This is a genomic window from Paraoerskovia sediminicola, assembly GCF_030296575.1.
Classification (GTDB): domain Bacteria; phylum Actinomycetota; class Actinomycetes; order Actinomycetales; family Cellulomonadaceae; genus Paraoerskovia; species Paraoerskovia sediminicola.
In genome coordinates, this window is the sequence record NZ_AP027729.1 from 1779323 (window position 1) to 1804314 (window position 24992).

Consider the following 24992-nt stretch of genomic DNA (forward strand, 5'->3'; position numbering starts at 1 on the left):
AAATAAGGCGACCCTCACCGAGGTCGTCGCAGCGGCGGTCTGTGAGGACGGAGCCCTCAACGAAGCCGCAGGTCAGCCGCCTGCGAAGGGTGGTAGCACGTCGACGACCGCGTCAGGGCCGAGCGTCGTCGCCCGGTCCGCGCGACGGACGCCGTCCACCAGCAGGGAGCATCGTGGCAGGACCTCGGTGAGCCCCGGGCGGTCGCGCACCGCGCCGTCGAGGAGCTCGCCGAGGGACGTGGCGTCGCGCTGCTCGGACTCGGTGCCGGCGGCGTCGCGCGCCCCGGCGAAGTAGCGCACCAGGGCCACGTCAGTCCTCGTCGGGAGCGTCGTCCGGGACCGTGGTGCCGGACCCGTCGTCGTGCGGGTCGCCGTCGTTGCCGTCGCCGTCCTCGTCGTCGGCGCGCGAGGCCGGCTGGTCGCCGCCGTCATCCCCGAGCGGGACGACCGGAGCGGCCGACCATCCGAGCGCGAGCTCGCTCGCGCGGCCGAGCGCCTCGTCCACGGCGTCGAGCGGGTCCTCGCCGCGGGCTGCGGCCGTCGCCGCGGCGTACCCGGCGACGAACGTCGTCAGCGGTGCCGCGGGCCGCTCCACCTGGTGGGCCGCGTCCCGTGCGAGGTCGAGGATCCCGGCGACGTCGACCACGTCCGGGTCGACGCCGAGGTCCCGCGCGACCGCGTCTGCCCAGCTCTCGAGATCACTCACCGTGCGTTCCTCTCGTCGTGCCGACCTGGGGCGCCGGGACGGGCACGTGCCGCCGTCGCCGGGCCGGGTGCTTCGGTCATCGTCCCACGCGGCCGGGCGCTCGCGCCCGCTGCGCGGGTCAGGGCTCGGTGGTCTCCCGGTTCCAGGCGCCCGACTTGCCGCCGGTCTTCGACTCGAGCCGGACGCGGCCCAGCTCGACGGACTTGTCGAGCCCCTTGACCATGTCGACCACGGCGAGGCCCGCGACCGCGACCGCGGTCAGCGCCTCCATCTCGACCCCGGTCCGGTCGGCCGTGCGGACCGTGGCCCGCACGTCGACCCCGTCGTCGGTGACGGTCAGGTCCACGCTCGCGCCGTGGACGCCGATCACGTGGGCGAGGGGGAGCAGCTCGGCGGTGCGCTTGGCGCCCGCGATGCCCGCGATCCGGGCGACGGCCAGGACGTCGCCCTTGGGGACTGCGCCGTCGCGGAGCGCGGCGACCACCGCAGGGCCGCAGACGACGGTCCCCGATGCCGTCGCGCTCCGGACCGTCGGCTGCTTCTCGGTGACGTCCACCATGCGGGCGTGCCCGGCGTCGTCGAGGTGGGTGAGGCGGGCGGCTGGGTCGGGTTCACGGGTCACGGCACCACTCTCACGCACCGGGCGCCCCGACGTCCACGTGACGACGGCCGGTCGCCTGCCGGCTGGTCCCGGTCAGCCGCCGAGGAGGAGCACCCGCACCGTGTCGCCCGGGCAGACCTCGTCGACGTCGGGGTCGATCAGGGCGAGGGCGTCTGCGGTGACGAGAGCGGAGACCCGGTGCGCTCCGGAGCCTCGCCCGTCCCGCCGCCCGGCGGGGCGGACGGCGCCGCCGGGCTCGTGGACGACCGGCACCACCTGGAGGCGGCCGGGCGGGGACGACCATCCGCTCCCTGCCACCCGCTCCACGGTCGGGGGTGCGACGTCCGGCTCCCCGCGGAGCCGCCGGAGCGCCGGGCGGACGAACATCTCGAACGACACGAACGCTGCGACCGGGTTCCCGGGCACGGCCACGACGGGGACCTCGCGCCAGGACGCCAGCACCTGCGGTTTGCCGGGCTGCATGCCGACGGCGGCGACCGTGGCTCCCGTGGCCTCGTCGGCGGTCGTCAGCAGGTGTCGGACGACGTCCATCGCCCCCGCGCTCACCCCGCCCGAGGTGATGATCAGGTCGGCAGGGGTGGCGCCGGCCGCGGCGTCGAGCACCGCACGCAGCGCGTCGACCGTGTCGGGCACGGCACCCCGGCGGACGACCTCCGCCCCGGCATTGCGGGCGCTCGCCGCCAGCAGGTAGGAGTTCGAGTCCGGGATCCGGCCCGGGCCGGGCGCGCCGTCGGCCGCGAGCTCGCTGCCCGTCGAGATCACGACGACCCGTGGCCGTCGGTGGACCGGCAGGGACGCGAGGCCGACCGACGCCGCGACCGAGGCCACCCGCGACGTGACGAGGGTGCCCGCCGGGGCGAGGGTGTCGCCGACCGTCAGGTCCTCGGCCCGGTGCCGCACGTGCCCGCGGCCCGGTGAGCGGACGGTGACCGACGTGTCCGCGCCGTCGAGCGGACCGTGCTCGAACCGGCCCGTGTCGGTCCGCTCGACGGGTACGACGGCGTCGGCCCCGTCGGGCACCGGGGCGCCGGTCATGATGCGGACCGCGGTGCCGGGAGTCACGACCGGCGCGGCCGAGCTCGGGTCCGTCCTGCCGGCACTCACGTCCCCGACGAGCCGCAGCACGCACGGGTCCTCGGGCGTCGCGTCGGCCACGTCCGCGGTGCGCACGGCGTAGCCGTCCATCGCCGCGTTGTCGAACGGCGGTACGTCGGCCCGGGCGACGAGCGGGCCCCCGAGGACCATGCCGACGGAGTCCTCGAGGGGGACGTCGACGACGGGGGTGGGGCCGACCGCTGCCAGGACGCTCGCGCGGTGCTCGTCGACGGAACGGCTCACGGGCTGCATGGCGCCAAACCTATCGGCGTGAAGCCCGTGAGCAGGGAGCGTCTCAGCGGCTCGTGCACGGATCCGCGTCGACCGGTGGCGGAGGTCAGGCCTCCGCGCGACCTCGCAGCGCGCGCTTGCGGACCGGGCCTGCCGTGAACAGCACGGTGAGGACGAGCGCGACGGTCAGTCCGGCGAAGCCGATGCCGTAGGTCCCGTCCGCGGTGTACACGGCGCCCATGATGAGCGGCGGGACGAACCCGCCGAGCCCGCCGATCGCCCCGACGACGCCCGTCACGCCGCCGACGGTCCCCTTGGGGGCGAGCGCGGAGACGAGGGCGAAGGTCGACCCGGTGGAGGCCCCGAGGAAGAAGGCGATGCCGAGGAAGGCGATCGTGCCGAGGGGGACCAGCGGGGGCTCGAAGATGAGGACCGCCGCGAGGACCGTGGCGCCCGAGAAGCAGATGAGCGAGACGTTGACCCCGCCGATCTTGTCGGAGAGGGTGCCTCCCACCGGGCGCATGATCACGGCGACGATGACGAATCCGGCGGTGCGGGACGCGGCATCCGCGGGTTCGAGCCCGTACTCGTTGACGAGCAGCGTCGGCAGGTAGACCGAGAAGGCGACGAAGCCGCCGAACCCGATCGCGTACAGCCAGGAGAGCTGGAGCGTGACCGGGAGCTTGAAGGTCTCCCAGAAACGCTTGAGCATGCCCACCTCGGAGGGTGCGGGGCGCATCGGGGAGTCGTAGAGCGCGATGATCGAGACGACGCCGAAGACCGCGAGGATGATCGCGACGATGAGGAACGGCGCGGAGCGCCCCACGCGTCGGCGATCGGCACCGTGGTGAACGAGGCGATCGCCGTCCCGCCCATGCCGGCGCCGAAGAGACCGAGGGCCCGCCCGCGCTTGGACGGCTCGAACCAGGCGTTGTTGAACGGGATCCCGATCGCGAACGTCGTGCCGCCGAGGCCCAGGAAGAACCCGCCGATCAGCAGCTGCACGTAGCTGTCGGCGACGTACCCGATGAAGAGCACGGGGATGATCGTCAGGAACGTGATGAGCGGGAACATGAGCCGCGCGCCGTAGCGGTCGGTCAGGGCGCCGACCGGGATGCGGCCCAGCGACCCGACGATGACCGGTACCGCGACGATGACGGACTGCTGGAAGCTGTCGAGGTCCAGCCCCTCGGCGAACGCGCCGCCGAGGGGACCGATCAGGGCCCACGCCCAGAAGTTCAGCGCGAACCCGACGGTCGACAGGATCAGCTGTGGGTACGGGGACTTGATGCCGTGATGCTCGATCTCGGTCTCGTCCGCCGTCGGGGGCCCGCCCGGAGGTGTCGTCGTACCGCTCGTGCTCATGGCAGTCCCCTCATGCGATCGTCGTCGGCGCATCTACTGCGCTGACAGTAGCGCCGGAGGCCGTGCACGGCCTGGGCAAGTATTGCACGGGGGGATGCGTGCAAAAGGCGGTCAGTCGACGATGTCGGCCGGGGGCCTCGTGCCCGAGATGCGCTTGGTCAGGTGCCCGGCCTGCTGCGCGGCGACCCGGCGGGCCAGCACCATGACCGAACCGCTGACCGCGGCGAAGGCGACGGCCTGGAGGATGCTCACCTCGGGGTCGTCGGTGTTCGTCGGGGCGTCGTTCCCGGTCGCCTTCTTCCAGACCATCCCGACGGCCTTCTGCGCCACCCAGCCCGCTGCGAGCGTCAGGGCGAGGGTGGCGACCTTCGTCGGCAGGTCCACGTCGTCGTCGTACTTCTTCTTCTTGGCCACGGGGTCCTCCTGGGGGCTCGGGTCTGTCGGTCATACGGTTCTCCGGACCACCGTAGTGCGCCGGGAGCACCCACGCCCGGGGCGTAGAGTTCCGGGTGAACGACAGGGGAGCACCCACCGCCGCCCGGCGGGTCCCGGTGCTGAGAGTGCGGCCAGCCGCAGACCCTCGAACCTGATCCGGTTAGTACCGGTGGAGGAAGTCGGGAATCTCGTACCCCGTGGACGACGGCCTCGGCCCCTGTCCGCGGGTCCCCCTCCTGAACGTCCTGGGAGGACACATGAAGCACCAGCAGATGCACCAGCAGCCGAGCCTGCACGCACGCGGCCGGGCTGCGCTCGCGGGCGTCGTGGCGCTCGGCCTGATCGCGACCGTGGCGTCGTGCTCGGACGCCGGCTCGACCGAGGACGCCGCGTCGTCCGACACGTCTGCCGAGGCGACGGACGGCGCGGGCGGCGGGGGCACCGTCACCCTCGTCACGCACGACTCGTTCGGGCTCTCGGACGGGATCCTCGACGACTTCACCGAGCAGACCGGATACGCGGTCGAGACCGTCGCCCCCGGGGACGGCGGGACGCTCGTCAACCAGCTGGTGCTCACGAAGGACAGCCCGCTCGGCGACGCCGTGTTCGGCGTCGACAACAGCTACGCCTCGCGAGCCGTCGACGAGGGCGTGTTCGAGCCGTACCGCTCGGACGCGACCCCCGACGACGCGCCGGAGTCCCCCGACGACGCGCTCACCCCGATCGACCAGGGCGACGTGTGCATCAACGCGGACCTCACCTGGTTCGAGGAGAACGACGTGGACGTCCCCGCGACGCTCGACGACCTGACCGACCCCGAGTACGCGGACCTCCTCGTGGTGACGAACCCGGCCACGTCGTCCCCCGGCCTGGCGTTCCTGGCCGCGACGGTGGGTGCCGAGGCGGAGGGCTGGGAGGACTACTGGGCCGGGCTGCGCGACAACGGCGTGAAGGTCGTCGACGGCTGGGAGGACGCGTACTACGTCGACTTCACCGGCGCCGGCGGCGAGGGGGACCGCCCCCTCGTGCTCTCGTACGCGACCTCCCCGGCGTTCACCGTGACCGAGGACGGCTCGGAGACCACCACGGCGGCGCTGCTCGACACGTGCTTCCGCCAGGTCGAGTACGCGGGCGTGCTCGCCGGGGCCGAGAACCCCGAGGGCGCGAAAGCGCTCGTGGACTTCCTGCTCTCGGACGAGGTCCAGTCGGACATCCCCGGCTCGATGTACATGTACCCGGTGACCGACGTCGAGCTCCCCGCCGAGTGGGAGCAGTTCGCGCCCCTGGCCGAGGACCCGTTCGACGTCGACCCGGCGGAGATCGCGGAGCGCCGCAGCGAGTGGATCGACGCGTGGACCGCGACCGTGATCGGCTGAGACCACGATGGCGGTAACGCCCGTACCGGGTCGGCCCGCGCCCCGGCAGGCGGCGCAGGCCGACCCGGTAGGGGCGCCCCGAGGGCGCCTGCGACCGGGGTCGGTCGCGCGCGGCGCGGCGTGGACGCTGGCCGCGGCGGTACCCCTGGCGTTCCTCGCGGTCTTCTTCGCGTGGCCTGTCGCCGCCCTGGTCGGGCGCGGGTTCTGGCTCGACGGGGCGCTGGACCTCGGCGGCTTCGCCGAGGTCTTCGCCGAGACGCGCACCTGGCGGATCATCGGGATCACGCTCGCCCAGGCCGCAGCCGGAACGGTGCTGTCGGTGCTGCTCGGTGTCCCGGGCGCGTATGTGCTGTACAGGTGCACGTTCCGCGGACGTACGTTCGCCCGGGGCCTCGTCACCGTCCCGTTCGTGCTCCCCACGGTCGTCGTCGGCGTCGCCTTCCGTGCCGTCCTCGCGCCGGGCGGCCCGCTCGGGTTCCTCGGCCTCGACCAGACGTTCGCCGCGATCGTCATGGCCCTCGTGTTCTTCAACTACTCCGTGGTCGTCCGCACGGTCGGCGGGCTCTGGGAGCGCCTCGACCCGCGTGCGGAGCAGGCGGCGCGCGCCCTCGGTGCGTCGCCCGCGCGAGCGTTCCGCACCGTCACGCTGCCGGCGCTCGCACCCGCGATCGCCTCGGCGGCCTCGATCGTCTTCCTGTTCTGCGCCGCCGCGTTCGGGATCGTCCTCGTGCTCGGCCCCACCGGCTACGGCACCGTCGAGACCGAGATCTACGTCCAGACCACTCAGTTCCTCGACCTGCGCGCGGCCGCGGTGCTCTCGGTGGTCCAGCTCGTGGTGGTCTCCGGGGCGCTCCTCGCCGCGAACCGCACCCGCGCCCGCCGCGAGCAGGCCCTCGCGCTGATGCCCGAGGCGAGCGCCGGCCGCCCGCTCCGGGCGCGCCGCGACGCCGCGTCCCTCGCCGTGACGGTCGCCGTCGTCCTCGGTCTCCTGGCGCTGCCCATCGGGACCCTCGTCGCGCGGTCCCTGCGGGCCTCGGACGGCGCCTGGACCCTCGACAACTATCGGAACCTGGCCACGACCGGCGGTCGCAACGCGCTGTCCGTGACGGTGTGGGAGGCCGCCGCGATCTCGCTGCGGACGGCGGCGGTCGCCGCAGTCGTCGCGGTGACGGTCGGGGTGCTCGTGGCGCTCGTCGTCTCGCGCCGGCCCCGCGCCCGGTCGGGGCGCCGGGCGCTCGCGCTGCTCGACTCCGTCTTCATGCTGCCGCTCGGCGTCTCGGCCGTGACGGTCGGGTTCGGGTTCCTCATCACCCTCGACCGGCCCCTCGGCCTCGACGTCGACCTGCGGACCTCGGGCCTGCTCGTGCCGCTCGCGCAGGCGGTCGTCGCGGTGCCGCTCGTGGTGCGGGTGATCCTGCCCGTGCTGCGCGCGATCGACCCGCGCCTGCGCGAGGCCGCGGGCACGCTCGGCGCCCCGCCCGGTCGGGTGCTCGCGACCGTCGACCTGCCCGTGATGCTTCGCCCGCTCGGGCTCGCGATCGGGTTCGCCTTCGCGACGTCGCTCGGGGAGTTCGGGGCGACGTCGTTCCTCGCGCGGCCCGAGAGCGCGACGCTGCCGGTCGTGATCTATCGCCTCATCGGCAAGCCGGGACCGGAGAACTACGGGATGGCGCTCGCGGCCAGCGTGGTGCTCGCGCTCGTCACGGCGACCGTCATGATGCTGGCCGAGCGTCTGCGCGGCCAGGGAGCGGGGGAGCTGTGAGCGGGCAGGGCACGAGGGACGGGGCCGGTCTCGAGGTGCGCGACGCCGTCGTGCGCTACGCGCCCTCAGGACGCAAGGGCTCCCGCGCGGCCGAGCCGACCACCGCCGTCGACGGAGTGAACCTGACGGTCGCGCCGGGCGAGGTCGTCGCCCTCCTCGGCCCGAGCGGGTGCGGCAAGTCGTCCCTGCTGCGCGCCGTGGCGGGGCTCGAGCCGCTCGCTGCGGGGTCGGTCGCGTGGGCCGGGCGCCCCCTCGCGGGCGTGCCCGTGCACCGACGAGGGTTCGGCCTGATGTTCCAGGAGGGGCAGCTCTTTGCGCACCGCGACGTCGCGGGCAACGTCGGGTACGGCCTCGAGCGAGGCGATGCAGCGGTCCCCGCCTCCGCTCGCGCCGAGCGCGTCGCCGAGCTGCTGGGGCTCGTGGGGCTCGAGGGGTACGCGCGGCGCGGGGTCACGACGCTGTCGGGCGGGGAGCGGCAGCGGGTGGCGCTCGCCCGCTCGCTCGCCCCGCGGCCGGGCCTCCTGCTGCTCGACGAGCCCCTCTCGGCGCTCGACCGCTCCCTGCGCGAGCGTCTCGCGGCCGACCTGCGCGAGGTCCTGGTCTCCACCGGGACCACGGGCGTGTTCGTCACCCACGACCAGGACGAGGCGTTCACCGTCGCCGACCGCGTGGCCGTGATGGACGCCGGCCGGCTGCTGCAGGTCGCCACGCCCGAGGACCTCTGGGCGCGTCCGGCCAGCCGCACGGTGGCCGAGTTCCTCGGGTATCAGGCGTTCGTCCCGGCGGACGGCCCGGACCCGCTCGGCGTCGGCTCGGGCGACGGCGACGGCGGCAACGACCGCGGCCTCGCCGGGACCGGCGGCACCGCGGGCGCCGTGCTCGCCGTCGGCCCCGCCGGGCTCCTCGTGTCGGACGACGGCACCGGACCGGGCGGGGTGCCGGGCGAGGTCGTCACCTCCAGGCTGCGCCGGGGTCGCGTCGAGGTGACCGTGCTGGCCGACCTCGGCGAGGGGCGTCGTCGGCTCACCGCCCTGCTCGCCGACCCGGGTACCGACGCCCCCGACGACGGCGCGACCGTGCGGCTGCGGCTCGACCCGCGAGGCTGCGCGCCGGTCGGGTGACGGTGCACGCTGCCGCGACCGGCGGCGTCAGCCGTCCAGGTGCTTCTGCCAGAGCGCCACGACCCCGACCGGCGCGAACCCGAGCGCGACGTTGATGTCGAGCATCGGGCCGTTCTCCTGCGCGTTCCAGGTGTGGATGCGGCGGGTGCCCGGCCGGTGCTCGGCGAGCGCGTCGAGGTTCGCGGTCTTGACCAGCATCCCGAGGTTGCGGCCCCGGTGCTCGACGAGGACCAGCGTGTCCTCCTGGAACGCGAACTCCGGCTCGTCCAGCGGATAGGTCAGCACCGTGAAGGCGGCGAGCGTCCCGGTCGCGACGTGCTCGGCGGCGCTGATCAGGAACCCGAAGCCGCGCCGGCGCCACCCCGCGAGCCGGTCCGCGAACCGCGCCTCGTCCCACGGGTCCTCGGTGATCTCGAGGCCGCCCGCAGGGGCGTCGGTGCTCATCCGCGTCTGGAGGTGGGCCAGGCCCGCGAGCGACTCGCGCGGGACGTCGTCGTGCCAGGTGCGGACGACGTACCCGTCGCCGGCGCGGGCTGCGGCGACGTGGGCGAGCGCCCGGTGAGCGCCCCGATCGCTGCCGTCGGGGCGCATCTGGAGCGCCGAGTACCGCTCCACCTGCTCCAGGGCGTAGCCGTGGTCGAGAGCGATCCTCGCCTCGAGGTCGTCGACCGGCACCCGCCCGCTGCCCGTCGGTGCCTGGATCGCGCCGGGCCCGACCGGGGGCTCGGGCGCGTGCTCCGAGTACGCAAGGACGGTGCGGCGTCCGGCGGCGTCGGCGATCTGCTCGACCCGGACCAGCAGCGCCTCGGCGAGGTCGCGCCGGTCCTGCGGTGCCAGGTCGGGGTGCACGACGACGCCCGCCTCGACGAGATGCGTGTTCCCGGCGAGCGGGAGCTCGACGCCGGCGAAGCCGAGGACGTCGCCCGGCGCCCGGTCCGACGACGCGGGGTCGGCGCCGGCGGGCAGGGCGAGGAGCAGGACGCGGCGGACGTACTGCTGGTGCGACCACTTCTCGTGGACGTCGGTGGGGCGGAACGAGAGGTCGGTCCAGCCCCAGAGGCGCTGCTCGACGACGCGCTCGACCGCGCACCGGCCCTCGTACCCCCAGGAGCCGTGCCCGCCGGGCGTCTCGGGGTGCGGGGCTTCGACGATCGTCCAGCGCTCGGCTGGGGCGACCGGGTCGGCCTGCCCGTGCGAGGCGTGCGCTGTCGAGGTCATGCCGTCATCGTGCGCTCAGGAGCCCGCCGGCGCCACACTTTTCCCGGGTGGAGCGTCGCCCGCTCTCCCGGGGCGCGCGGGTGGTCGAGCGCCTGCCCGGAGCGCTCAGGCGTCGGGGAGCGCCGCCGTCAGCCGCTCGATCTCGTCGGCCGTGAGCTCGAGGTCGGCGGCGCCCGCCGAGTCCTGGACGCTCTGCGGCCGCGACGCCCCCGGGATCGGGACGACGACGGGCGCGAGCGCGAGCTCCCACGCGAGGCACACCTGGAACGGGCTCACGTCGCGCTCCGCCGCGATGTCCTGGAACGGCGCGTACACCTCGCCGAGGTCGCCGGAGCGCAGCAGGCGGATGCCGCCGAGCGGGCTCCACGGCAGGAACGCGATGCCCATCTCGGCGCACAGCTCGAGCTCGGGCATCGACGAGCGGAACCGCGGCGAGAACTGGTTCTGCACGGACACGAGACGCCCGCCCAGCACCTCGTTCGCCTCGCGGATCTGGTCCGGGTCCGCGTTCGAGACCCCGGCCATCGCGACGACCCCCTCGTCGAGGAGCTCGGCGACCGCACCGACCGAGTCGGCGTAGGGCACCTCGGGGTCGGGACGGTGGAACTGGTACAGGCCGATCGCCTCGACGCCGAGCCGCCGGGCCGAGGCCCGCGCGGCGGCCTTCAGGTGGTCGGGGCGCCCGTCCTGGGTCCACGACCCGTCGCCCGGGCGCAGGTGCCCGCCCTTGGTCGCCACCAGGACGTCGGACGACGGCCCCGACCACGAGCGGACGGCGCGCGCGATCAGCTCCTCGTTGTGGCCGACCTCGTCGGCGTCGCGGTGGTAGGCGTCGGCGGTGTCGATCAGCGTGACGCCGGCGTCGAGGGCTGCGTGGATCGTCGCGACCGCCTGGTCGTCCTCGGGGCGTCCCTCGATCGACATGGGCATGCCGCCGAGGCCGATCGCCGAGACCTGACGGTCACCGATGGTGCGTGTCTTCACGAGGGTCTCCGATACGTCGTCCGGCACGGGTGTTGATGCGGTCCGGCGGGGCGACGGGGGACGCCGCCCCGCCGGGGGAGGGCTGGTGCGTCAGCCGCGCTGCGCGCGGTAGTACTCGATGAGCGCCTTCGTCGACGAGTCCTGGGAACCCAGCACCTCGTCGTCCCCGGCCACGGCCGGCGCGATCTCGACGGCGAGCTTCTTGCCGAGCTCGACGCCCCACTGGTCGAAGCTGTCGATGCCCCAGACGATACCCTGGACGAACGTGATGTGCTCGTACAGCGCGATGAGCTGGCCCACGACCGACGGGGTCAGGGCCGGAGCCATGATCGACGTCGTCGGGCGGTTCCCGGAGAACACGCGGGCCGGGACGATCGCCTCGTCGGTGCCCTCGGCGCGGACCTCGTCCGCCGTCTTGCCGAAGGCGAGCGCCTTCGTCTGGGCGAAGAAGTTCGCGAGGAACAGGCCGTGCACGTCGGTGTCACCGTCGGTCAGCGGGTTCGCGGGGTTCGCGACGGCGATGAAGTCGGCCGGGATCACGCGGGTGCCCTGGTGGATCAGCTGGTAGAAGGCGTGCTGGCCGTTGGTGCCGGGCTCGCCCCAGAAGATCTCGCCGGTGTGCGAGGTGACCGGCGTGCCGTCCCAGCGCACCGACTTGCCGTTCGACTCCATGGTCAGCTGCTGCAGGTACGCCGGGAAGCGGTGCAGGTACTGGGCGTACGGCAGGACGGCGTGGGAGTGCGCGTCGAGGAAGTTCACGTACCAGACGTTGAGCAGGCCCATGAGGACGGGCACGTTCCGCTCGAACGGCGTCGTGCGCACGTGCTCGTCGATCGCGTTGAACCCGCCGAGGAACTGGGCGAACCGCTTGGGACCGATCGCGATCGCGACCGACAGGCCGATCGCCGAGTCGACCGAGTAGCGGCCGCCCACCCAGTCCCAGAACCCGAACGCGTTGGCGGGGTCGATGCCGAAGTCCGCGACCTTGTCGAGGGCCGTCGACACCGCGACGAAGTGCTTGGAGACCGCGCTCTTGCGGGCCTTGTCGGTGTCCTTGATGACGCCGTCCGCCAGCAGGGACTCCCAGAGCCACTCGCGGGCGAGGCGGGCGTTGGTCAGGGTCTCGAGCGTGCCGAACGTCTTCGACGCGACGATGAACAGGGTCGTCGTGGCGTCGAGGTCCTTGACCGTCTCGGCGATGTCGGTCGGGTCGATGTTGCTGACGAACCGGACCTCGAGCCCCTCCTTGACGTACGGCTGGAGGGACTCGTAGACCATGACCGGCCCGAGGTCGGAGCCGCCGATCCCGATGTTGACGACCGTCTCGACGGGCTTGCCGGTGACGCCGGTCCAGGTGCCCTTGCGGACGTCCTTCGCGAACGCGAACATCTTCTGCCGGACCGCGTCCACGTCGGTGTCGACGTCCTGGCCGTCGACGACCAGCGGCGGCTGCGCGCCCGCCGGGCGGCGCAGGGCGGTGTGCAGGACGGCGCGGTCCTCGGTGACGTTGATGTGCTCGCCCGAGAACATCGCCTCGAGGCGCTCACCCAGGTTCACGTCGTCGGCGAGGCGGCGCAGGATCGCGAGGGTCTCGTCGGTGACGAGGTTCTTGGACAGGTCGACGTGCAGGTCGGCGGCGTCGAACGTCATGCGCTCCGCACGGCCCGGGTCGGCGTCGAACCAGCCGCGCAGGTCACCGTTGAAGCTCGTGTGGTGGGCCGTCAGGTCGGCCCATGCCGGGGTCGTCGTCGCGTCGATCGGTGCAGTGCTCACGCCGGGTACCGTGCCTTCGTTCTCGGGAGAGGGACGGCGTCGTCGTCGGCCGCCAGGGTCAACCGTAGAACGTGCGGGCGACGAGCGCTGCGCGCGACCGGATGGCGACCGTCCGCCGTCCGGCGGCACGTGGCGCCGGTGGGACGGCCAGGCCGTCCACGCGCCCGACCCGGGGGATCGGGCGCGCAGACGGCCTGCTCTGTGCCTCGCGTCGTGGTGCGGCGTCAGTCGGTCAGGGTGAACTCGACCGTGGTCGTGTTCCCCGCCACGTCGAGCACCACGAGCATGTTCTCCCCCTCGACCGCACCGAACTTCCCTGGGGCCACGAAGTTCAGGTCCGGCCACCGGTTGTCGGTCAGGTCCTTGACCTTCCCGTTCAGCGTCAGCCGGTCGATCTTCCCCGCGTCGTAGAGCTTGAACGAGACCTTCGAGTAGACCCCGTCGGACCCGACGGTGAAGTGCGCGCCGGGCTTGACGGTGACGGTCGGGGCCGTGCAGTCGAGGTCGTCGATCGTCACGACGGTCTGCACCCGACCCTGGAAGATCGACTCCCAGCCCTCGCCCGGGGTCAGAGTCACGCCCTCCTCGGGCCACGCGCGCACGACGTACGTGCCCGGGTCTACCTCACCGGCCCTGACGTACCCGCGGGCCTTGCCGTCGACCCAGTCCTTGATCACGTAGCGGGCGACCCCGTCGACCTCGACGCCGGTGATCGAACCCGGCGTCTCGCAGGTCGGCTGCACGACGTCGACCGCGGGGACGACGGCCGCGGGCTCGGTGGCCTCGACGAACGTCCCCACGCCCCAGCGCGCCGTCGACTGGTAGCCGCGACCCGTCGGGTCGGCCCAGGTCCGGACCGATCCGCGCACCCCGCCCGCCGCGTCGTTGACCTGCGCGTCGAGCCCGACGAGGTCCCCGACCTCGGGTGCGTACCCGAGGTCGATCGACGCCTCGACGACGTAGCCGCCGTCGACGACCTGCGTCGCCGACGTGAGCCGGTCGGCGACCGACGCCTCGCCGCCGAACGACAGGGCGTTCGTCGCACTGATCCGGTACTGGCCGTCGTCGGCCGTGTACGGGCCGTTCTTCTCGTTGGTCGGGTCGACGAAGAGCTCGACCGAGTCCTGCTCCCAGGGGTTGCTCGCCGTGTCGTCGAGCTCCGGGTCGGTGACCTCCGCCAGGGCGTAGAGCGTGCTGCCCTGCCACAGGTAGCGCACCGAGGCGCTCGCGCCCGGGGTCCCCTCGACCTGCAGGTCGGTGGTCACCGCCGTGGCGGAGTCCCAGGCCTCGTCGACGGCACCGTCGATCGTCGGGGCGTCCGCGGCCTCGACGACGTCGGTCGTCGCGACCGCCCCGATCAGGGTGACGACACCGAAGCGCTCGCCGTCCTCCTGGCCGTGGCTGAGGTCGTTCCACGACACCTGGGTCCCGGTGGACCCGTCGGTGAGACGGACGTCGGCATCCACGGTCGCGCCGTCCACCAGGCCCGCGTCCGGGAGGTGGGCGACGACGTCGAACCCGCTCCCGCCGTCCGACACCACGGCCGCACCGGAACCCGAGACGCTGCCGTCCCGTGCCACGGTGAGCGAGGCGTCCCCCCAGAAGAGGTCGACGGTGTCGGCGGCCCCGTCGGGCGTCGCGTCCTCGACGTGGACGAACGCCGTGAGGTGGTCGGGCGACCACCGGAGCTGCCAGCCCGAGCCGGCCTCGCCGACGGGTAGGTCGGGCAGCTGGTCCCACGCGGTGTCGGACGACGCGTCCCCGTCGAGGGCCACGTCGCCGGCCGGGGCGGTGGCGGACCGGGTGAGCACGGGGAGCTGCGCCGGGTCGACGACCCCCAGAACGCCGGCTTCGCCTGCAGGGCCCCGTCGAAGAGCAGCGGGAAGCCCTCGGACCGCCAGCTGCGGGCGTCGGTCGGGCCCCACACGGTCACGGAGAACAGGTCCTGCGCGTGTGACCGCAGCATGTCGAACAGGTCGCGGTAGTAGTACCCCTGGGACACCGCCCGCTCCTGCGGCAGCGACGTCCAGGACTCGCCCCCGGTGTTCGCGGCGACGTCGAGCTCGGTGACGGCCTGGACGAGGTCGACACCCTTCGCGTCGGCGAGCGCGTCGACCGCCTCGATCGACGCCTCGATCTGGTTGATCGGCTGCAGCAACGACACGTGCAGCTGGTGGCCCACGCCGTCGACGGGGACGCCCTCGTCGAGGAGGTCACCGACGAGGTCCAGGTAGGCGGCGCGCTTGGCGGGCTGCTCGGTGTTGTAGTCGTTGATGAAGAGGGCGACGCCGTCACCGAACGCCTCGTGGGCGTACTCGAAGGCCAGGCGGATGTACTCCGGGCCGAGGATCCGGTACCACTCGCTGCGGCGCAGACCGTCGTCCTCGCCCTCGGAGATGACCTCGTTGACGACGTCGATCGCCCTGATCGGGTTGTCCTCGCCGTACGCGCCGTACTGCGCGAAGTGCTCGGCGAAGGTGTCGATGTGCGTCTTCATGCGGTCACGCAGGAGCTGTCGGTCCTCGTCCGACGTGGTCAGCGGCTCGCCGGTCGTCGGGTCCTCGAACATCCAGTCGGCGGTCTGGCTGTGCCACACGAGGACGTGACCGTAGACGCGCAGGCCGTCGTCCTTGGCGAACTGCATCAGCACGTCCGCGTCGTCGAACGTGAACGTGCCCTCCGTGGGCTGGATCTCCTCCGGCTTCATGTCGTTCTCGGGCGTGATCTGGTCGAAGTGCTTGAGCACGAGCTCGGACGACGGCCCGGTGGTCTCGCGTCCGTCGATCGCCACGCCGAAGGGCACGTCGAGCGCGTCCTTCAGGTCGGGGACATCGGTCTCGATGCCGGCGCTCGACGTGGTGACGAGGACGTCGTCGACAACGATCGGGCGGAGGTCGGCCGACTGGTAGGGCATCTCGACGTACAGCGTCGCGGACTCGAACGGGCCGGGCTGGTAGGTGCCGGTGATCTGGACCCAGTCGTCGGCGGTCGCGCCCGCAGCGGTGGCGACGTTGTCGAAGCTGTCGCCGCCGTCGGCGGCGGTGCGCTGCACGCTGAGCCCGATGTCGGCCGTGCCGTCCTCGTCGGGGCCGAGCTTCACCCAGGCGGAGACCTGATAGGTCGAGCCCGGTTCGATCAGCGAGGTGACGTCGTGGGCGAGCCCGTGCCACTCCTCGGTGCGGTTGGTGACCAGGGCGGCGGTCCCGCTGTCGTGGCCGGGGGTCGTGGTGTCGGCGACGACGCCGTCACCGCGGGCGCTCCAGCCGCCGAGGCCGTCCTCGAAGTCGGTCGCGAGGACCGCCTCGGTCTGTCCTGTGCCCCCTGCCGTGCCGGTGACGCCGAGGTCGTCGACGAGGAAGTCGGGCTCCGCCGCGCTGTCGCCGGACCCGGTCGTCGCGGCCTCCAGGTAGAGGACCGCCCCGGTGAGCGCGTCGGGCATGACGTAGGTCCCGGTCAGGGTCGCCCAGCCGTCGGCGTCGACCGCGACCGAGGCGACCTGCGTGTAGGCGTCGTCGGTGCCGTCGCGCGACTCCTGGACCGTGGCGGCGACAGTCGTCGCGGCGGTGCCTGCAGGTACCTTGACCTGCGCGTCGAGGGTGTAGGTCTCGCCCGCGACGAACGTGCTGACGACGTCGGTCGCGGCGCCCTGCCAGCTCGCCGTCCGACCCGTCACGGCGAGGCTCGACGAGCCCGACGCGGCCTCGGTCGTCGTCAGCGCGAGGTCGGCGTCGCCGCGTGCCGTCCAGGGCTCGTAGGTGCTCTCGAAGTCGTTGTCGATGATGGTGTCGTCGGCCGCTGCGGCCGCTACGGCACCGATCGTGGCGCCCGCGGCGGCCCCGGTCAGCGTCAGTGCGCCGACCGCGAGTCCCGCGACCGTCGCTCTCCAGCTCTGTCTCATCGTCGCTCCCTTGCGAGTGAGGTGGCCGAGGCTCCTGTGCCCCGGTCCTTCCGAAGACGAAATCGTTTTCGGAAGACCCATGTAAAACGATTTCGACCGAACCTGCAAGCCCCGGCCCGGCCGATCGGGTCCGCGAGCGGGCGTTCGCCGCCGCCGACCCGCCACCGACCCACGGATCACGCCGTCGGCGTGGGACCTCGCGCGGGCGTACCGTTCTCGTTCGTGGAACACGACTCGCCTGCGGGCCGCGACGGCGAGACCTCACGACTCGAGGTGCGTACCACGCTCCGACGGCTCAGGGAAGGGCGCATCGGCCGTGGCGCCCGTGCGATGGACCTCCTCTGGTCCCGGCACCCACGGTGGTCGATGGCGTTCAAGGCGGCGTTCGCAGCCTCGCTCGCGTGGTTCGTCGCGCTCCTGCTCCCCGCGCCGATCTCGGACTTCGCGTACTACGCCCCGCTCGGGGCGGTCGTGGCGATGAACCGCACGGTGGTGCGGTCCGCGCTCGCCGCGGTCCAGGCGGCGGGCGCCGTGGTCGCCGGAGCCGCGATCGCGCGGCTCGCCGACCTCGCGCTCGCACCCGGGGCGATCTCGATCGCCGTGGTCGTCGGCATCGCGTTCCTCGTGGCGGGCTGGCGCGGCTGGGGAGTGCTCGGGGACTGGGTCGTGACCTCGTCGCTGATCGTCCTGATCATCGGGAACACCGACAAGCTCGGGTTCGTGGGCGCGTACGCGGGGCTCGTCGCGCTCGGCGCCGCGATCGGGGCGCTCGTCAACACGCTCCTCCCGCCGCTGCTGATCGTCCCCTCCTCGATCGAGCTCGACCGGCTGCGGGACCGACTGGCCGACCAGCTCGAGACGGTGGTCGACGGTCTCGATCGCAGCGAGCCACCGGCGGTGGACGAGTGGGACGCTCGCCGCCGCGAGATCCGACCCGTCCTCGAGCGGGCGTCGGCCGCGGCCGAGGAGAGCAAGGAAGCGGCGCGGGCGAACATCCGCGCCCTGCGCCGCTCGACAGAGCTGCAGCTCCTGATCGCCCGGGCCGAGGCCCTGCGCGTCGCCGGCGAGACGGTCGAGGACATCAGCCGACTGGTGATGCGCTGGGAGGCGGTCGGCAACGACAACCTCGCCTTCGGGCCGAGCGTCCGGCCGGGTGTCGCGGAGGCGCTCACGGTCTACGCGAAGGCGTTGCGCGCCGAGGCCGGGAGCTCCCCGAGGTCCACGCCGCGGCGGACGAGCTGCGCACGGTCATCCGCGCTGCCCGGGACGAGGCAGAACACGACTATTTCGTGGCGGGCACCGTGGTCCTCGCGATCCACCGCGGCGCCGAGGCCCTCGCGACGCTGGAGAGCTCGGTGAGCGAGGCGAGCGAGGCCTGCAGCTAGACGGTCCGCGCTAGAGGGACGGTGCCGGCGGGGCCGGCGGGGCCGGCGGTGCCGTAGATGCGCGGACCACCAGCGACGTCGGCAGTCGCAGGTGCGCGTCGCGCTCGACCCCTGCGAGCAGGTCCAGCAGCATGCGCAGCGCCTCGGCGCCCATCTGGTGCATCGGCTGCTGGACCGTCGTCAGGGGCGGGTCGACGAGCGCCGACTCGGGGACGTTGTCGAAGCCGACGATGCTGAGGTCCTCGGGCACGCGCAGCCCCAGCTCCCGGGCGACCTCGACGGCGCGGATCGCGGAGAGGTCGTTCGCGGCGAACAGCGCCGTGGGGCGGTCGGCGAGGGTCATGAGCTCGTGCAGCGGGCCGTCGGCCGTGGGTGCGTGGTAGGCGCCGACCCGCGTCAGGTCTGGGTCGAAGGGGATCCCGGCGCTCTCGAGCGCGGCGCGGTAGCCCTCCTCGCGCAGGCGCGCGGACTCGAGGTCGGGACGCCCGCCGAGGTAGGCGATGCGGCGGTGGCCCAGACCGGCCAGGTGCGTGGTCGCGTCGAAGGCCCCGGTCGCGCTGTCGGCGTCGACCGTCGGCAGGCCCTGCGGGCCGGTGTGCGGGTCGATCGCGACGACGGGGACGTGGGTGTCCGCGCCGACGATCGTCGGCGTGACCATGATCGCGCCGTCGATGAGCGTCCCGCTCAGCCGGGCCAGCGACCGGTGCTCCCAGCCCACGGCCCGGTCCGAGGGCGTGCTCGGCGAGTAGGCGAGGAGCTCGTAGTCCGTCTCGGCGACCGCGTCCGAGATCCCCTTGAGGAGCTCCGTGCTGAACGGTTCGAAGCCTGGGACGAGGACGCCGATCACGTTCGTCCGGCTGCCGCGCAGGCTCCGTGCCACGAGGGACGTCTCGTACCCGAGCTCCGCGACGACGGCCTTGACCTTCGCGGACGTCGCGGCGGAGACCCCGTAGCGCTCGTTGATGACCTTCGAGACGGTCGCCACGGAGACGCCGGCGGTCCGGGCGACGTCGCCGATGGTCACTCTCGCGGAGGTCTGCACGGGACGACTGTACCGGGGCGCGTCTCGGTGGCGCGCAGCCGGATAACGATTTCGAGTCCGTGTCGAAAACGTTATCGATAACGATTGACGAACCGTCGGTCGCGGATGCACACTTCCTGGGTCCGTACCCGTCAACGACGACCCGAGGGGCCCTCACCATGCGCAACACGCGGATCGCGACTGCGATCGCACTCGGCACAGCACTCACCCTGACCGCCACCGCCTGCGGCGGCGGAGACAGCTCCGACGACGCAGGATCCAGCGCCGGGTCCGACGGCGACGTCACGATCAGCTGGTGGCACAACTCCAACACCGGCGAAGGCAAGGACTACTACGACCAGGTGGCGGCCGACTTCGAGGCCGACAACCCCGGCGTGACCGTCGAGGTGAGCGCCATGCAGCACGAGGACATGCTCACCAAGCTCGATGCCTCGTTCCAGAGCGGCGACACGCCCGACATCTACATGGAGCGCGGCGGCGGCGAGCTCGCCGCGCACGTCGAGGCCGGCCTGACCAAGGACATCTCCGACCTCGCCTCCGACACGATCGACACCGTCGGCGGCAGCATCGCCGGCTGGCAGGTCGACGGGCAGACCTACGGGCTGCCGTTCAGCGTCGGGGTCGTCGGCTTCTGGTACAACAAGGCGATGTTCGCCGAGGCGGGCATCGACACCCCGCCGACCACGCAGGCCGAGTTCGACGACGCCGTCGCCAAGCTCAAGGACGCCGGGATCGAGCCGATCTCGGTCGGTGCCGGCGACAAGTGGCCCGCCGCGCACTACTGGTACTACTACGGCCTGCGCGAGTGCTCCAAGGACGTGCTCGACGCGACAGTGACGAGCCTCGACTTCTCGGACGACTGCTGGCTCCGCGCGGGGGACGACCTCGAGGCGCTCGTGGGCACCGAGCCGTTCAACGCCGGGTTCCTGTCGACGCCCGCGCAGTCCGGACCCACCTCGGCGTCGGGCCTCCTCGCGACCGGCAAGGTCGCCATGGAGCTCGCCGGGCACTGGGAGCCCGGCGTCATGCAGGGGCTGACCGAGAACGGTGAGGGTCTGGGCGACGACACCGGCTGGTTCGCGTTCCCGGCGGTCGACGGCGGTGAGGGTGAGCCCACGGCCGCCCTCGGTGGCGGCGACGCGTGGGCCGCGTCCGCCGACGCACCCGACGAGGCCGTCGACTTCATGCAGTACCTGCTCTCGGACGAGGTCCAGAAGGGCTTCGCCGAGCTCGACATGGGTCTGCCGACCAACCCGAGCGCGTCGCAGTACGTCGCGGACCCGGCCCTGGCCGAGCTCCTCGGGGTGCGCGACGCGGCCCCGTACGTCCAGCTCTACTTCGACACCGCCTTCGGGGCGTCGGTCGGCGGCGCGATGAACGACGAGATCGCGCTCATGTTCGCGGGGCAGGCCGGCCCGCAGGACATCGTCGACGCGACCCAGGCGGCCGCCGACGCGGAGATGTGATCGGCGTGGCAGACGACTTCACCGCCGGCCCCGCCGTCGGCACGACTGCCCGCACGGGCAGCGCGCAGTCGCCTGCCGCGCCCGACCCCGCCCCGGCCGCCGGTCGTGCTTCGGCACGGCCGGCGACCGGCGGGCAGGTCGCGAGCAGCGGGCAGGCCGGTCCCGTCCCGGCGCGCGGCACGCGCAGCACCTCCAGGTGGCGGATCCGGCTGGAGATCATCGGCTTCACCGCACCCGCGCTCCTGCTCTTCGCGTTCTTCGTGGTCTGGCCGATCATGAAGGCCGTCCAGTTCTCGGTGTACCGCTGGAAGGGGTTCGGCCCGCTCGTCGACTTCGTCGGCCTCCAGAACTACGTCCGCGTGCTGCAGGACGACGTGTTCATCGGGGCGATGGTCCACAACCTGATCATCGTGGTCGCGTCGATCGCGATCCAGCTCCCGCTGGGTCTCGGGATCGCGCTGCTCCTCAACCGCAAGATGCGCGGTCAGGGTGTGCTGCGGACGATCATCTTCGTCCCCTACGTGCTCGCCGAGGTCGTCGCCGGCGTCGTGTGGTTCCAGCTGCTCCAGCCGCGCTACGGCGTGATCGACACGCTGCTCGCCGCGGTCGGCCTCTCGGGCCCGGAGCAGGGGTGGCTCGGCGACCCGGAGATCGCGCTGTGGACGGTCATCGTCGTCCTCACCTGGAAGTACCTCGGGCTCGCGGTGATCCTGCTGCTCGCAGGACTCCAGGGCGTGCCCGAGGAGCTGAGCGAGGCCGCCCAGATCGACGGTGCCTCCTGGTGGCAGACCCAGTTCCGGATCACGATCCCGCTGGTCGGCCCGACGATCCGCACGTGGGTGTTCCTGTCCATGATCGGCTCGCTCCAGCTCTTCGACATGGTCTGGATCCTCACCGGCGGCGGACCCGCGAACGCCACCACGACCATGGCCACGTTCCTCGTCAACGAGGGCACCAAGCGCCAGAACTACGGCATCGCCGGCGCGGCCTCGGTGATCCTCTTCGTCGTCGCGCTCACCCTGGCGCTCCTCTACCAGCGCCTCGTGCTCTCGCGCGACACGACCGACCGACCCCGGAAGAAGGTGCAGCGATGAGCGGCAGCACCGCCAGCGCCTCGAAGGCGCTCAGCGACGCCGTGATCGACCCGGACGGCATCACGCGCGGCGGCGGTCGCCGGCCCCGCGGCAACGCCCACCGCGGCGGCACCCCGCTCGTGTGGGGCATCGCGCTCGTCGTGGTCGCCGCCACCCTGGGCCCCGTGCTGTACGGGCTCCTCGGAGGCTTCCGCACCAACGGCCAGCTCGCCGAGAACCCGGCGGGTCTCCCGGACCCCTGGGTCCTGACGAACTACACGGGCGTCCTGACGAACCCGGCCTTCTGGCAGTACACGTGGAACTCCACGGTGATCGCGGTCGTGACGACCTTGATCGTGGTCGTCTTCGGGACCATGGCCGCGTACCCGCTCGCCCGGTACTCGTTCAAGGGGCGCGAGCACCTGTTCTTCGTGTTCGTCATGGGTCTGCTGTTCCCGGCGACGGTCGCGGTGATCCCGCTCTTCATCCTGATCTCGAAGGACCTCGGTCTCGCGAACACCTGGTGGGGGTCGCGCTGCCGCAGGCGGCCTTCGCCCTGCCGATCACGGTCGTGATCCTGCGCCCGTTCCTCATGGCGCTGCCGAAGGAGCTCGAGGAGGCCGCGCTGCTGGACGGTGCGAGCCGGGTCGGGTTCTTCTGGCGGATCCTCCTGCCGCTCTCGGGCCCGGGGATGGTCACCGTCGGCGTGCTCGCGTTCGTCGGCTCGTGGAACGCCTATCTCCTGCCCCTCCTGCTCCTGCAGGGGGACATGAGGACCCTCCCGCTGGGTGTCGCCGACTTCTCGTCGGAGCACTCCGCGGACACCGCGGGCGTCTTCGCCTTCACCACGCTCGCGATGATCCCGGCTCTCGTGTTCTTCCTCGCGATGCAGAAGCGGATCGTCAACGGTCTCCAGGGAGCAGTCAAGGGTTGAGCCGCGCCCGGGGTGTCGGACGTCGTCCCGCACCCCGGGCCGCCCGCTCGCCCGCATCGTCGACCCAGCAAGGGAGCAGGACCATGACAGAACTGCGTGCGCCCGAGAGCGCCGTGGAGCCCGAGGCCCGGACGCTCGGCACGGCGCCCGACGGTGGCCGCCCGACCCGGGGGCACCCGACCCGACCGAGCCTCGCTCGGCGGGTGCCGCGCCGTCCGACAGGGTCCGGGCGATCCTCGCGGACCTGACCCTGGAAGAGAAGCTCGCCCAGGTCGTGGGCTACTGGCTCGACCAGGGCGGCGAGGTCGTCGCGCCGATGCAGGGCGAGATGACCGCGCGGTCCAGCCGGCTCGAGGAGATCACCGAGCACGGGATCGGGCACTTCACGCGCGTCTACGGCACGCGGCCCGTCGACCCGGTCGAGCGGGCGCGGTGGCTCTGGCAGGAGCAGCGCAGGCTGGTCCGCGAGACGCGACCGGGGATCCCGGCGCTCGTCCACGAGGAGTGCCTCACGGGGCTCGCCGCCTGGCAGGCCGCCACGTTCCCGACGCCGCTGGCGTGGGGCGCGTCGTTCGACCCCGACCTCGTGGCAGAGATGGGGGCGCTCATCGGCGGGTCGATGCGCGACCTCGGCATCCACCAGGGCCTCGCGCCCGTGCTCGACGTGATCCGCGACCCCCGCTGGGGCCGGGTCGACGAGTGCATCGCTGAGGACCCCTACGTCGTCGGGACCGTCGGCACCGCGTACGTCCGAGGGCTCCAGTCGGCCGGCGTGCACGCGACGCTCAAGCACTTCGTCGGCTACTCGGCCTCGCGGGCAGGCCGCAACCACGCGCCCGTCTCGGCAGGCCCGCGCGAGGTCGCCGACGTGCTGCTGCCCCCGTTCGAGATGGCCGTGCTCGACGGCGGCGTCCGGTCGGTGATGAACTCCTACGCCGAGATCGACGGCCTGCCCATGGCCGCGGACCCCACGTACCTCACCGGGGTGCTGCGCGACCGCTGGGGCTTCGACGGCGTGGTCGTCGCCGACTACTTCGCCGTGGCGTTCCTGCACGTCATGCACCAGGTCGCCGCGGACCTCGGGGAGGCTGCGGGCCTGGCGCTCGCGGCCGGGATCGACGTCGAGCTGCCCACCGGCGACGCGTACCTCGCGCCGCTCGCGGAGAAGGTGCGCGCCGGGCTCGTCGACGAGGCGCTCGTCGACCGTGCCGTGCTGCGGGCTCTCGCCCAGAAGGAGGACCTGGGACTGCTCGACGCGACGTTCGACGACGAGCCGCCGAGCGAGATCGACCTCGACAGCCCGGCGCACCGGGCCGTCGCGCGCCGGCTCGCCGAGGAGTCCGTGGTGCTGCTGTCGAACGACGGGGTGCTGCCCCTCGGTGGTGCCGCAGGGTCGGGGGCGACCGGAGCGCCCGCAGGGCCGCGCCGGGTCGCGCTCGTCGGGCCCAACGCGGACCGTGCCGAGGCGCTCATGGGCTGCTACTCGTTCGCTAACCACGTGCTCGCGCACCACCCGGGCACGCCGCTGGGGTTCGCGATCCCGACGGTCGCCGAGGCGCTGTGGGCCGAGCTCCCCGAGGCCGAGATCACGGTCGCGACCGGCTGCGAGGTCGAGGGCACCGACCGCTCGGGGTTCGCCGCCGCCGCCGCTGCCGCAAGCGACGCCGACGTCGCGGTCCTCGTGCTCGGCGACCAGGCCGGGCTCTTCGGCCGCGGGACCGTCGGCGAGGGCAACGACGCCGACGACCTGCGCCTGCCCGGTGTCCAGGAGGAGCTCGTGGCCGCCGTCCGCGCGACCGGCACCCCGACCGTGGTGATCCTGCTGACCGGGCGGCCGTACGCCGTCGGGCACCTGCTCGACGAGGGGGCCGTCGTCCAGGCGTTCTTCCCGGGCGAGGAGGGCGCGGGCGCGCTCGCCGGGGTCGTCTCCGGACGCGTCAACCCCTCCGGGCGGCTCCCTGTCTCGCTCCCACGGTCCGCCGGGACGCAGCCCTACAGCTACCTGCACCCGCGGCTCGGCGGGCCGAGCGACGTGACGAGCACGGACCCGACCCCGGCGCGGGCGTTCGGCCACGGGCTCTCGTACACGACGTTCGAGCGCACCGGGCTGACGGTCGACGCCGAGGTCGCGGCGGGGGACTCGTTCACGGCCACGGTCCGCGTGGCGAACACGGGCGAGCGCGACGGGACGGACGTCGTCCAGCTCTACGCGCGCGACGTCGTCGGCTCCGTCACGCGTCCCGTGGTGCAGCTGCTCGGGTACGCGCGGGTGGACCTCGCTGCGGGGGAGTCGGCCGAGGTGCGCTTCAGCGTGCCGACGCAGCGGCTGGCGTTCTCGGGGCGCGACATGGTCCGGGTCGTCGAGCCCGGAGACGTGGAGCTCTGGGTCGGGCCGGACTGCGCGACGCGTGAGACCGAGGCGGCGCTGCGGATCGTCGGCGAGGTCCACGCGGTGTCGACGGCCGACCCGCGGTACGTCGGCGTCGAGGTGGCGCGCGGCTGATCC

General features: G+C 73.0%; 19 protein-coding genes, 2 pseudogenes and 1 riboswitch. Of the genes and pseudogenes, 8 read left to right on the top strand and 13 right to left on the bottom strand.

The features are described from left to right. Positions 1-72 precede the first annotated feature (72 nt). The 7 genes and pseudogenes from QUE47_RS08275 to QUE47_RS08305 form a co-directional block, all read right to left on the bottom strand. On the bottom strand, positions 73-309 hold the full coding sequence (locus QUE47_RS08275) for a MoaD/ThiS family protein (RefSeq protein WP_286216889.1): 237 nt from the start codon (positions 307-309) through the stop codon (positions 73-75). Between the two features lies 1 nt (position 310). Further along, positions 311-706, bottom strand: a complete 396-nt coding sequence (locus QUE47_RS08280; protein ID WP_286216890.1) for a DUF6457 domain-containing protein — start codon at positions 704-706, stop codon at positions 311-313. A gap of 118 nt (positions 707-824) precedes the next feature. Next, on the bottom strand, positions 825-1265 hold the full coding sequence (gene moaC, locus QUE47_RS08285) for a cyclic pyranopterin monophosphate synthase MoaC (protein ID WP_286219439.1): 441 nt from the start codon (positions 1263-1265) through the stop codon (positions 825-827). A 135-nt stretch (positions 1266-1400) separates the two neighbouring features. Beyond that, positions 1401-2675 carry a molybdopterin molybdotransferase MoeA gene (locus tag QUE47_RS08290; protein ID WP_286216891.1) on the bottom strand — a complete coding sequence of 425 codons (1275 nt, stop codon included), beginning with the start codon at positions 2673-2675 and terminating at the stop codon, positions 1401-1403. 85 nt (positions 2676-2760) lie between these two features. Next, a complete protein-coding gene (locus QUE47_RS08295; protein ID WP_286216892.1) occupies positions 2761-3480 on the bottom strand; it encodes an MFS transporter in 720 nt (239 codons plus the stop codon). Positions 3481-3569: 89 nt separating this feature from the next. After that, positions 3570-4052, bottom strand: a pseudogene (locus tag QUE47_RS08300) (MFS transporter); the annotation flags it as partial. A 78-nt stretch (positions 4053-4130) separates the two neighbouring features. Then, entirely contained in the window at positions 4131-4433 is a 303-nt protein-coding gene (locus QUE47_RS08305; protein WP_286216893.1) for a DUF4235 domain-containing protein, read from the bottom strand. 94 nt (positions 4434-4527) lie between these two features. Further along, positions 4528-4649: riboswitch (TPP riboswitch) on the top strand. A 62-nt stretch (positions 4650-4711) separates the two neighbouring features. Here QUE47_RS08305 and QUE47_RS08310 point away from each other — a divergent pair. The 3 genes from QUE47_RS08310 to QUE47_RS08320 are packed head-to-tail and all read left to right on the top strand — an operon-like array spanning position 4712 to position 8713. Then, on the top strand, positions 4712-5830 hold the full coding sequence (locus QUE47_RS08310) for a thiamine ABC transporter substrate-binding protein (protein ID WP_286216894.1): 1119 nt from the start codon (positions 4712-4714) through the stop codon (positions 5828-5830). Between the two features lie 7 nt (positions 5831-5837). After that, positions 5838-7592 carry an ABC transporter permease gene (locus QUE47_RS08315; RefSeq protein ID WP_286216895.1) on the top strand — a complete coding sequence of 585 codons (1755 nt, stop codon included), beginning with the start codon at positions 5838-5840 and terminating at the stop codon, positions 7590-7592. Next, on the top strand, positions 7589-8713 hold the full coding sequence (locus QUE47_RS08320; protein ID WP_286216896.1) for an ABC transporter ATP-binding protein: 1125 nt from the start codon (positions 7589-7591) through the stop codon (positions 8711-8713). Before QUE47_RS08315 ends, QUE47_RS08320 begins: the two co-directional genes overlap by 4 nt. 27 nt (positions 8714-8740) lie before the next feature. Here the strand turns inward: QUE47_RS08320 and QUE47_RS08325 are convergent, their stop codons facing one another. The 5 genes from QUE47_RS08325 to QUE47_RS08345 form a co-directional block, all read right to left on the bottom strand. Next, a complete protein-coding gene (locus QUE47_RS08325; protein ID WP_286216897.1) occupies positions 8741-9931 on the bottom strand; it encodes a GNAT family N-acetyltransferase in 1191 nt (396 codons plus the stop codon). A gap of 105 nt (positions 9932-10036) precedes the next feature. Further along, the gene (locus QUE47_RS08330; protein WP_286216898.1) at positions 10037-10915 is read right to left on the bottom strand and encodes an aldo/keto reductase; all 879 of its coding nucleotides are present in this window, start codon (positions 10913-10915) and stop codon (positions 10037-10039) included. 90 nt (positions 10916-11005) lie between these two features. Beyond that, positions 11006-12688: a glucose-6-phosphate isomerase gene (gene pgi / locus QUE47_RS08335; RefSeq protein ID WP_286216899.1), complete on the bottom strand. Its 1683-nt coding sequence runs from the start codon at positions 12686-12688 to the stop codon at positions 11006-11008. Between the two features lie 224 nt (positions 12689-12912). Further along, on the bottom strand, positions 12913-14109 hold the full coding sequence (locus QUE47_RS08340) for a sugar-binding protein (RefSeq protein ID WP_286216900.1): 1197 nt from the start codon (positions 14107-14109) through the stop codon (positions 12913-12915). Beyond that, a complete protein-coding gene (locus tag QUE47_RS08345; RefSeq protein WP_286216901.1) occupies positions 14046-16586 on the bottom strand; it encodes an endo-1,4-beta-xylanase in 2541 nt (846 codons plus the stop codon). Before QUE47_RS08345 ends, QUE47_RS08340 begins: the two co-directional genes overlap by 64 nt. Positions 16587-16808: 222 nt before the next feature. Between QUE47_RS08345 and QUE47_RS08350 the strand changes: the two genes are divergently transcribed. Beyond that, positions 16809-17945, top strand: a complete 1137-nt coding sequence (locus QUE47_RS08350) for an FUSC family protein (protein ID WP_286216902.1) — start codon at positions 16809-16811, stop codon at positions 17943-17945. A 36-nt stretch (positions 17946-17981) separates the two neighbouring features. On the opposite strand, the gene QUE47_RS08355 is transcribed toward QUE47_RS08350, so the two are convergent. Beyond that, a complete protein-coding gene (locus QUE47_RS08355; protein ID WP_286216903.1) occupies positions 17982-19013 on the bottom strand; it encodes a LacI family DNA-binding transcriptional regulator in 1032 nt (343 codons plus the stop codon). Between the two features lie 158 nt (positions 19014-19171). Here QUE47_RS08355 and QUE47_RS08360 point away from each other — a divergent pair, with 158 nt between their 5' ends. The 4 genes and pseudogenes from QUE47_RS08360 to QUE47_RS08375 all read left to right on the top strand — a co-directional run bounded on the left by QUE47_RS08360 (position 19172) and on the right by QUE47_RS08375 (position 24989). After that, entirely contained in the window at positions 19172-20479 is a 1308-nt protein-coding gene (locus QUE47_RS08360; RefSeq protein WP_286216904.1) for an ABC transporter substrate-binding protein, read from the top strand. 5 nt (positions 20480-20484) lie between these two features. After that, positions 20485-21573, top strand: a complete 1089-nt coding sequence (locus tag QUE47_RS08365) for a carbohydrate ABC transporter permease (RefSeq protein ID WP_286216905.1) — start codon at positions 20485-20487, stop codon at positions 21571-21573. After that, a pseudogene (locus QUE47_RS08370) lies at positions 21570-22486 on the top strand (carbohydrate ABC transporter permease). The gene QUE47_RS08365 and the pseudogene QUE47_RS08370 overlap by 4 nt, the downstream one beginning before the upstream one ends. A 232-nt stretch (positions 22487-22718) precedes the next feature. Next, positions 22719-24989, top strand: coding sequence for a beta-xylosidase/alpha-l-arabinosidase (locus QUE47_RS08375; protein ID WP_286219440.1), 2271 nt, complete (start codon positions 22719-22721; stop codon positions 24987-24989). Positions 24990-24992 lie beyond the last annotated feature (3 nt).